Genomic DNA, 9418 nt, shown 5'->3' on the forward strand with positions numbered 1-9418 from the left:
GAAAAACCAGAAGTGAAGCCAGATCCAAAGCCTGAAACAAAACCTGAAGAAAAACCAGAAATTAAATTGCCAGTAGGGTTAAATGAAAATTTAGCAACTAATGATATGGAATTTAATCAAGAAGCTTTTAACAATAACGTTACTGTTCAAAAACTAGTAACCAAAGAGGGACAAGATATTGTTAGCTCTATCAATCAAAAATATAATACTAATTTAAAGTATAGCGATGTTGGAGTATACGTTAAACTTATTGATAAAGATATGTATTTACCAGCAGGTTCAATTGGAGCACAATTCTATGTTGATGCAACAGATAAAAATAATTTTGAAATCGTCTTCTTATATAATAATAAAGCAACAGTTGAATTAACTAAGAAATGGGTTACTTTCATAAATCCTGAATTAAATTTAGATAAAGAAATCCAAGAGACAGTAGATGCTCAAGTGATTAATAATTACACTACTCAAAACCATAAAGTTCGTATTGGGCATTCAACTGCTGATAAAATGATGTATATTCAAGTAGAAAGTAAATAAAGTAATTGTAAAGAGAAATAAAATTTGCTAGAATCAATATATAGTTTAATATACGGATTTTAAAATTACGTAAAGGACACACCTTACGTACCAGCCAATGGTACGGGTGTGTCCTTTTTTATATTCAGGAGGAATATTCATGAAAATAAAAAAGAAAATACTCTTTGCTTGTACATCACTACTGTTGACACTCCCTATTTCGGTAGATGCTAAGAATAATGATATTCCCTTCTTCGATGGAAAAGAGGATACTTATCTTTTATCTGGGCAATTGCAAATGGAGGGGAAATACTTACGTCCAGGAAAGGGATATGAAGCTAAGCGCTTAATGTATTTATCTGATTTGCATTATCCAGCTGTATATAATGGGGCTTTTAATTGGGAGAATCCATGGGAAAATTTAGTTCAAAATGCCGATTCAAGTGAACCGTATGTACGAATTTCTAATGAAGGTTATATCAATCCATCGGTTACTGTTGGGGATAGGATGATAACTGAGAAAGAACGGATTGATTCGGCGGTTATCGCTAATAAATACTGGGGGAATTCAGAGTTTGTTTTAGAAAATTTAAAATCACATCAAATTGTAAATACAAAAGGTTCAAGATATGGGTTATTCTATTGGATTCGTGATATTGCATATCTTTCTGGTGGATATGCGGGAGCTGGTGGAGTAAGTGAGGTTAATAATTATAGCTTATGGTATGTACGAACTAGTAAGCCTGAACTAAAAGCTTTTAAAGCGTCTAGTGGGAAAAAAGATGTACCTGTGAAATTTGCGTTTAACGGTTTTGAATATGTCAGCAAGGGAAAAGGATATAACGATAGAGATCCGAATGGGACAACAGTAAATCCATATCAATCAGCTGCTGGAGAACGGAACCGAGTTAAATGGCTGTTAGATATTACAAAAGATGGCGAAACTGTGCATCATCAAGAAAATTATTTACGTTCAAATCCACAAAAAGATAATCAAAAACCAAATGAAGGTGATGCAGGGCAATTTAAGTCAGAAGAATTAAAGTGGCAGCCACAAATGTGTGGCCGATATACTGCGAAAATTAAAGTTCTTGATGCTGTTCAGAGGGAATCAAACGAGAAAACTGTTGATTTCACTATAGATGATAACTGTGGTACTGAAGTAACACCTAACCCAGATCCAGGCGATGAAGAAGACTTTAAATATAAAATTGATTTTTCTAGTGACAGAATCGAAGGAGAAACAGCAAGAGAAGGAAAGAATATAAAAACAAGAATAGATGTATCACGTGATAATTTTAAACCAGAACGTGACCAATATAGAGCAAAGGTAAATAACAATATTAATAAGTCCCAGCAAGAAGTAAATACTTCTGAATCTGATAGGGATAGTGCACAGTCTAGTCTAAGTTATTGTCGTCGTAATCCAATTCATGAGGTAGATGCTGAAGGGAAGGATCACTACTATGATAGAGACTGCTCTTGGGAAGAAAATAGATTGGATAGTGCTGCAAGTAGGCTAGATACAGCAAGGCAGAAGTTAGAAAAAGAGAAAAACAAAATTAAAAAGTTAGATGCACTAGAAGCAAAATATGCAAATTCTGAAACAATAGTCGTGCTCAAGCATAACGGACAACAAGTAGCATCAGAAAAGGTAAGGTTAACTGAGGGAGAAAAGAAAACATTGAACCTTGGCTGGCAACATAAGGGGAAAGGAACAATTCAGGCAGAAATTAACCCTGCTGGTAATCGGCTAGACATCGAGGAAACTACGTACAAAAATAATCCTATTAAAACAGCAATCTATGAGCCTTCAAAAGAAAAGGCAATGTGTGGTGTAACGAGTGTAAAAGGTGTAGTAGAAACAGTAAGTGAACGTGTATCAAAAGAAGATATAACTGGGGAAATGTATTATGAAACTTTGACAGGGAGTATTGATAATTTAGCTCCTTCTAAGCTACATTCTGGTTATGGATTTTCGTACGAAGTAAACGGTAAGTACAAAAATGATTGGAATGCAAAATACCCTGGTGTATTTACTGCTGCAAAGGCACAATACCCATTTGCAGACGAAGGATTAAAGTCTACTCAAGATTTAGAGAAGAAAGAACTTAAAGATAATACAGCAAAATTCCTACCTAAAAATATGTATTTATCTGAAGCAACAGGACATGTTTTTGATAGTAAAAGACCAACTAAGTCTTTATATTGGGATGGACAAGAGAAAATCATTGATGGTGGCCAAAAATGGTATTCACCACTGAAGACAAAAGATGGTGTATACACTTTTAATGTAGAAACAGCTCCAGCAGGTATCAATGAAATGAGTTTATGTTTAACTGAGCAAGTAGAGATTAAGGGTGTTGCGTACGATGATTTCATAAAAAGAAGAGTATTTCCTGATGATCCATTCCCTGGAGGAAGTGGAGTAGGATGGAACTGGGTAGGGAAAGAAGGACTACTTCATAAACTGACTGATTGGTATTACATGAAGACTGGGAAATAAAAATAAAATATAGTATAATTTGATGAATCGACACAATAATATATCCATCATAAACTAGTAGCTGAATGGATAAACCAAAGGCACATCCCTTAATGGGATGTGCCTTTTTTTCATAGAAAGGGGAAATTAGAGTGGATAAAAAGAAAAAACAACGTGTTAGACGTGTGATTATTATGGGGGTTGTCGCAATGATTGTATCGCTATACATTGGAAGCGAATTTCAGGATCGGAATGGGAAGAGTTATGCTCCTGCAAAGTATTTTGAAACAGGAACGAAGTTGATTTCGTTTTAATAATAATCTTGTCTCTTTTACTTACTATCGTGGATAAATCTGCATGACATGTACTATAGTTGATGTTATAATATGTGTAGAAGTATTATAATAATAGTTTTTGCATAAACTAAAGAAGACGAAGTGCTGGTAACACTTCGCCATATGTAACTGCTACCGCAAGGTGGTTGGTTACTAAAAATTTAGTTATTTTTTATTGAACCACCAAGTACGTTTGCGGCGTTGGGTGGTTCTTTTCGTTTTTCGTCGCTTTTTTTGTCTTTTTTTCCAAAACGTTGATAGGTATTTTCCTATATGTTTTGCAAAAAACACAGCGACTTCTCTAGCAATTACTTTCAGAATTTCAATTGCTATCATGAAAAGAATGTCCATATTGTCACCTCCTTTCTCCATAAAATAAAAGAGAAAGGAAAGCAACCGACCACCCTGAAATATTCAGTTACATTATATTCATTATACCATATTTATAGTTGGGTTAATAGCTTAAAAACCTTGATATGACAACGTTTTTAAGGTTTTTTAAGTTTTGGGATCAGAGATTTGAAATGGTAAAAATAATATTTTTTTTAGAAATGATTGACATGAAACTCTATATATCATAATATTGAAATTGTAGTATTAAAGAAACCAAATCCAACATTTTCATATAGACTTTAGATTAGCTAAAAGGACACACCTAAGGCGCATTATGCCATAGGTGTGTCCTTTTTTTGCGTTTAAAGGCTACATAAGGAGGAATACAAACATTGAAGCCATCTAAGTTTCAAAAGAAGCAGATTGCTGCGGTAGGTTTAGCTGCTGCAACTGTAGCGGGTATCTATGGGTACAATCATTTCGCAGTCGAAAATGCAGTAAAACCAACAAAGATTGTTGTAGCCGCAAAGGATATACCTGCGCATACAGAAATTAAAGAAGACATGCTAGTGGAACGAACATTACCTGGTGATGCGATTCCCCCCAATGCATTACGTGCAAATAAAAAAGAAGTAGTAGGTAAGTGGACAAATGATGGGCAGCCCATTACAGAAAATAGCTATCTCTTTAAAAACAAAGTAGTAAAGAAAGAAGAGTTACCTGACTCTGCCATTTTAAATTTAAAAGATGGAGAAGTTGCATTCCCGTTACTCGTTGATTTGGAAACAAGTTCCGGTAATAGTATCATTCCGAACACGTATGTGGACTTATATTTCAAACAGGTTGTAAAAGAAGGAGACAATGAAAAGGTAGTATTCGGTGGTCTTTTCCAACGTGTACGTGTGACTGCTGCAAAGGATAGCAATACAGAAGATGCCTTCGTGCTAGAAAAGAAAGAATCAAAAGAGGAACAAGAAGGAAAACAAAAGCCAAAGGTAACGCGATTATATACACTGGCTGTTTCACCTGAACAGCTTCAATATTTAAATCGTGCAAAAACGCTTGGAGATGTAATTCCTGTTGCAGTCGGACAAAAAGTAGAACAAACAGGGAAAGAACTAGAACCAGCTGAAGGATTCTCGCAAATATCGGATCAAAAGAACATTTTAGACTATGTAGAGAAGCATTCGACCAATCCAATTTCTAAAAATGTAAAAGAGTATGTAGCGCAGTATCTGAACGAATCTAAGTAAGAAAGGAGTTTTTTAGATGGATCGGCAAGTAAAAATCATTGCCTTTTATGCCACAAATGAGAACGTAGGAAAAAGTACGTTAAGTATTACGTTGGCAAATGAGTTAGCACATCTAGGGAAAAAGGTGCTTTATGTAGAAGCGGACCAAGTAAGACCAAGTTTTGCGGTTGGAACTGGTCTTAGCCATGAGAGTAAAAACATGCTAGAGCTTGTAAGAAAAGAAAATGAATATAATCTTTCGCATTATATTTGTACCAAGCAAGATTTGTTAGAGAAAAAAGTGAATCCAAGGTTGATGCAAAAATTGCACGATAAGATGGATTTTCTGGTATTTCCATCAGGTTATAGTTTGGCTCAATTCCCAGAGATTCAAAACAAAGAATTGTTCGTAACGACATTGATCGAATCACTTGTAGATACAGAATACGATTATATCATTCTATCGGTGCCAACTGAATTATCAGAGGTGTTGAGTTATCCAATCCTATACCAATCAGACCTTGTTGTTCATGTGCTAAATGGCAACCCTCGTGGTGCAATAGCAATTAAGCGAGAATTACAATTAATAGAAAATGCAAAGCTAACATTACCTCGAATGATTCATGTGCTAAATATGGCAGATGAGAATTATGTAGAAGATATTGAAAAGCTTTCTTCTCAAAAAATTGCGGTGACAATTCCGTATGACAGAGATCGTACGAGTTACGAATGGGGGATGCAATTTGGTTCCCCACAAATTAATACAAAGGTCCATCACATTATGGAAGCAGCTGGTCTTGGTATTCCATCCCAGCAATCTGCTATGAAAAAGGGTCTCTTTGGTTTACGAAATTAAAAGGGGGACAAGGAGTATGTGGGGCTATTTACAGGAAAAACAAATCGCCTTAAAGCGAAATCGAGTTGATTTATATCACTTTGGTTACATGATTCGTTCCAAATCAGCTCGAAAGTTAGGAACAACTACAGCTCAACAAATTAAAGATATAACAGATGAAATTCGTGCATTTTTAGTAAAAGATCATCGTGATATCCTAAGTGAATCCTTTATGAATAAAGAAAAGAGAGCAGCTGTAGAACAAATCATTAAAAGCTTTTTATTGAGTAATCAGGTTGTCATTTCAGAGGTACCTTCTGAACAATTACTAAATATGGTGTGTGACGAAATTGTGGGGTTTGGGATTATAGAACCTTTAAAAGAAGATAAGGATGTAACGGATATTTATATCAATGGCACAAAAGAAATCATTTACGAAAAAATTGGAGAGGGAGAATGTACATTTCCTTACCGATTTGAGACGGAAGAAGAAGTAAAAGCTCTAGCTTATAAGATGGTAAACAGTACATCAGAGTCATTAAATACAGCAAAGCCGTATGTGGACTGCGTGTTTCCATATATCCGCATCAATATAGCACTAGATGAACTTGGGGGATTAGGAACAACAATAACGATTCGTAAGAATGCGGATCACCTTCGTGCTTCTGAAGAGCGTATGTTATCTACCAATCAAGCGTCAAAAGAGATGTTGGACTTTTTGGCTGCCGCCGTGAAAGCCAAAATGAATATTCTAGTTGCTGGAGCTACAGGTACCGGAAAATCAGAGTTTATGAAATATCTTGCTTCTCACATTCCGAAAGGAAAGAAAAAAGAACGTACTCTTGTAGTAGAAGATAACCCTGAATTATATTTGCATCGCATTTTTCCGGAACATCATTTTGTTCCGATGCAATGTAGGGCATCGGAAGTAGAAGAAAATGCAATCGACTTTGATAGATTGTTAACAAATGCTTTACGTCAAGGACCAAAGCGATTAATTGTAGGGGAATCGAGGGGGAAAGAAGCGTTAAAAATGATTAACTTCTTCCAAACAGGACATCCTGGTTTCACCTCTGTCCATGCAAGAAGTGCAAAAGAAGCAGTTAGACGTTTAATGCTCATGTGTCTGCAAAGTGGTGCGAATATCGATGCTCAGTATTTATATGAATTAATCTCACAGACATTTGATGTGATTGTCTTTTTAGAAAAGAAAGATGATGGAAATCGCTATATTACAGAGATGATTGAGTTGTTGGATTATCAAGATGATATACAGTTCAATCAGCTTTCTCAATTTATCCCTTCGGGTGAGGAATATGATGAAATGAATGAAAGAGTAGGAAAGATTCATGGAGATCATATCATTACAGCCAAGATGTCAGCTGAAATGGAGAAGAAATTCCGTTCTTCTACTGTAAATCCAGCTCTTTATGCACCATTCCTTTCAAAACAGGAGGTGCAATATGCATAGTTTATTAGCTTATGGATGTATATTTTTAATCTTTATTAGTGTAGGGTTGCTTGTTTTACTTTTTTCGAAATCTAAAGGTTCTGCTCTCTCTCAATTTGTACAAGAAAACGAAAAAGAAGAAAGGCGCTTGGAATTAAGGAATATTAAAGGGATACGAATGTATCTACCACAATCCGTTATCCAAGAAGCCCAAAAGTACGAATGGAAATTGACGAAAAGTATGTACTGGGTATATACGATTCTTTCTGGGATGAGTATTGCAGCAGTATTCTATTTTTCCTTTGGTAGAGATCCTTTTACACTGATTACCGTTTTATCTGGATTTTTAGTTCCAAGGTTTCTTCTTTATCGAAGAAAAAAACGTTACTACTTGGTTGTCATTGACCGTCTTTCTATCTATATGAAAGCAGTAGCAAATGCACTTCAAATTAGTAACAATGCAAAACGGGTGTTAGTTCAGGTGAAACCAATGATGCATGAAAGCATTCAAGAAGAAATAGAAAAAGTTTCTCTTTTATTAGAAGGTGGAACCACAATGCATCGTGCATTTAGAGGATTCAATGAAACGTTTAACTTTAGAGAATTGGTTTTCTTCCATGAAATGTTGGAAGTGTGCAGTCGAGAAGGTGGAACAAATTCAGTACAAGTCCTATTAGATATTGCAGAAGATTTTGAAAAACAAAAACTATACCTGGCAAGATTGCGTTCTAGTTTGTCGCAAGCACAACGTGCTTTTGTACAGAACTGTTTAATCGTTATCGCCATGCCAATTGTTATTATGTTGATGTCAAAAGAAGCATATGGATTTTTAGCAGGTTCTATGATGGGGAAAATTGCGTTGGCGGTAAATATGTTGATTGTCTTTTTCTTAGCAACCCGTGTAGAAAAGATTGCAAATTATAACCCAACAGAAAGAGGGGAATAAGGTGGCTATGATTTTAGCTGTAGTAGTATTCGTTGTCATGTATTGGGTATTCTCTACCTTTCTACAAAGTAAAAAAGATAGTGGTAGCCTACTTACAAACTATGTAGAAAATGCAAAACGAATTGAAAAGAAGAATTTAAATCAAATGATGCTCGCTCCCTTCCAGTCGTTATCACATAAGTATCTGACAGAAGAAAAGAAAGAGCAGATTCAGAAAAAATTAGAAGAAGCTGGCCTGGATACGAAACCAGAAGAATATTTAAAAATGAAGGTAGCATATCCCATCATTTTCACCTCTGTTTTCTTGATATGTACGGTGTTCCATGATTACTACTTATTTAAAGTGGGTGTTTTGGTTTCACCGCTGCTTTATTTCTATCCTGATTATCTATTAAAGAGAAGAATCAAGCAGGCGATAGAAGCTAGGAAGTTCGAATTACCAGAGTATCTAATTCCTATGTTGCAGTTGTTAAAAACACATACAACATTAGAAGCAGTAAAAAAGGCGCAAATATATGCTGGAAGACATCTTCGTCCGTATGTATCTACACTTCCTGCGGAATTAGAAATGTATGCAGGATCGGATCAACCATTTCGAAACTTTGCAGCAGCCTTAAATAGTCCAGAAGTAAATACCTTTACGATTGCATTGCAACAAGCGCAAAAAACGGACAAGGTACAGAGTCTTCGTATTATGGATGCACAGATTAAAATGATGCGTGAGTTAAAACATGAGAACTATAACCGTCTCATTCAAAATAAGCCGATGGAAATGAATAAATTTAACGTCGCAGTTATTGGATGTATTGTGATTTATCCAATGGTGATTGTTATTCAATCTTTAATGCAAGGATTTGCAAGTTTATAGAAGGCATTGTCAAAAATGGAATAGGTAAAGGAGCAAAATATATGTTAACGAAAATGAAGAATTGGTTAAAAAATGAAGACTCACAATTATCATCAGAAAACGGTATGTTAATCGCCTTGGCGGTCATTATCGTATTAGTGATTGGCCCTTTTGTATGGAAAGCAATCCAAGGTGGTTATGATACGATTCTAGCTCGATTCACAAAAGCATCAAGCAATGCAGATGTGAATTCTTGGAACAAGTAATAGAAGTTTTAAATGAATGATGTTTTTTACGAATAGCTCAAATAAATGGATAAGGGAGATTCAATCATGTTAGCAAAAATGAAAAATTGGTTAAAAAATGAGGATTCACAACTATCATCAGAAAACGGTATGTTAATTGCCTTGGCGGTGATTATCGTATTAGTAATTGGCCC

Annotated in this window: 9 protein-coding genes and 1 pseudogene; 9 read left to right on the plus strand and 1 reads right to left on the minus strand. The window is 35.4% G+C overall.

What is annotated here, in order from left to right; genetic code table 11:
• The 3 genes and pseudogenes from MR143_RS32290 to MR143_RS32300 form a co-directional block, all read left to right on the plus strand.
• A pseudogene (locus MR143_RS32290) lies at positions 1-537 on the plus strand (S-layer homology domain-containing protein); the annotation flags it as partial.
• 139 nt (positions 538-676) lie between these two features.
• A complete protein-coding gene (locus MR143_RS32295) occupies positions 677-3022 on the plus strand; it encodes a hypothetical protein (protein WP_131250190.1) in 2346 nt (781 codons plus the stop codon).
• A gap of 131 nt (positions 3023-3153) precedes the next feature.
• Positions 3154-3315 carry a hypothetical protein gene (locus MR143_RS32300; RefSeq protein ID WP_000358431.1) on the plus strand — a complete coding sequence of 54 codons (162 nt, stop codon included), beginning with the start codon at positions 3154-3156 and terminating at the stop codon, positions 3313-3315.
• Positions 3316-3501: 186 nt separating this feature from the next.
• Here the strand turns inward: MR143_RS32300 and MR143_RS32305 are convergent, their stop codons facing one another.
• Entirely contained in the window at positions 3502-3687 is a 186-nt protein-coding gene (locus MR143_RS32305; protein WP_000353169.1) for a hypothetical protein, read from the minus strand.
• A 374-nt stretch (positions 3688-4061) separates the two neighbouring features.
• On the opposite strand from MR143_RS32305, the gene cpaB reads away from it, so the two are divergent.
• Genes cpaB through MR143_RS32335 form a run of 6 tightly spaced genes read left to right on the plus strand, consistent with a single transcriptional unit; the run spans position 4062 to position 9245 of the window.
• Entirely contained in the window at positions 4062-4922 is an 861-nt protein-coding gene (cpaB, locus tag MR143_RS32310) for a Flp pilus assembly protein CpaB (protein WP_000804774.1), read from the plus strand.
• Positions 4923-4938: 16 nt separating this feature from the next.
• The gene (locus MR143_RS32315; protein WP_000375866.1) at positions 4939-5757 is read left to right on the plus strand and encodes a CpaE/TadZ family protein; all 819 of its coding nucleotides are present in this window, start codon (positions 4939-4941) and stop codon (positions 5755-5757) included.
• A 16-nt stretch (positions 5758-5773) separates the two neighbouring features.
• Entirely contained in the window at positions 5774-7207 is a 1434-nt protein-coding gene (locus MR143_RS32320) for a TadA family conjugal transfer-associated ATPase (protein WP_000264601.1), read from the plus strand.
• Positions 7200-8132, plus strand: a complete 933-nt coding sequence (locus tag MR143_RS32325; protein ID WP_131250192.1) for a type II secretion system F family protein — start codon at positions 7200-7202, stop codon at positions 8130-8132. The genes MR143_RS32320 and MR143_RS32325 overlap by 8 nt, the downstream gene beginning before the upstream one ends.
• 1 nt (position 8133) lies before the next feature.
• The gene (locus MR143_RS32330) at positions 8134-9000 is read left to right on the plus strand and encodes a hypothetical protein (protein WP_242281287.1); all 867 of its coding nucleotides are present in this window, start codon (positions 8134-8136) and stop codon (positions 8998-9000) included.
• Positions 9001-9041: 41 nt separating this feature from the next.
• Positions 9042-9245, plus strand: coding sequence for a hypothetical protein (locus MR143_RS32335; protein ID WP_000956353.1), 204 nt, complete (start codon positions 9042-9044; stop codon positions 9243-9245).
• Positions 9246-9418: the final 173 nt, after the last annotated feature.

Origin of the sequence: Bacillus cereus group sp. BfR-BA-01347, assembly GCF_022663835.1 — a bacterium.
Taxonomy (GTDB): Bacteria; Bacillota; Bacilli; order Bacillales; family Bacillaceae_G; genus Bacillus_A; species Bacillus_A thuringiensis_K.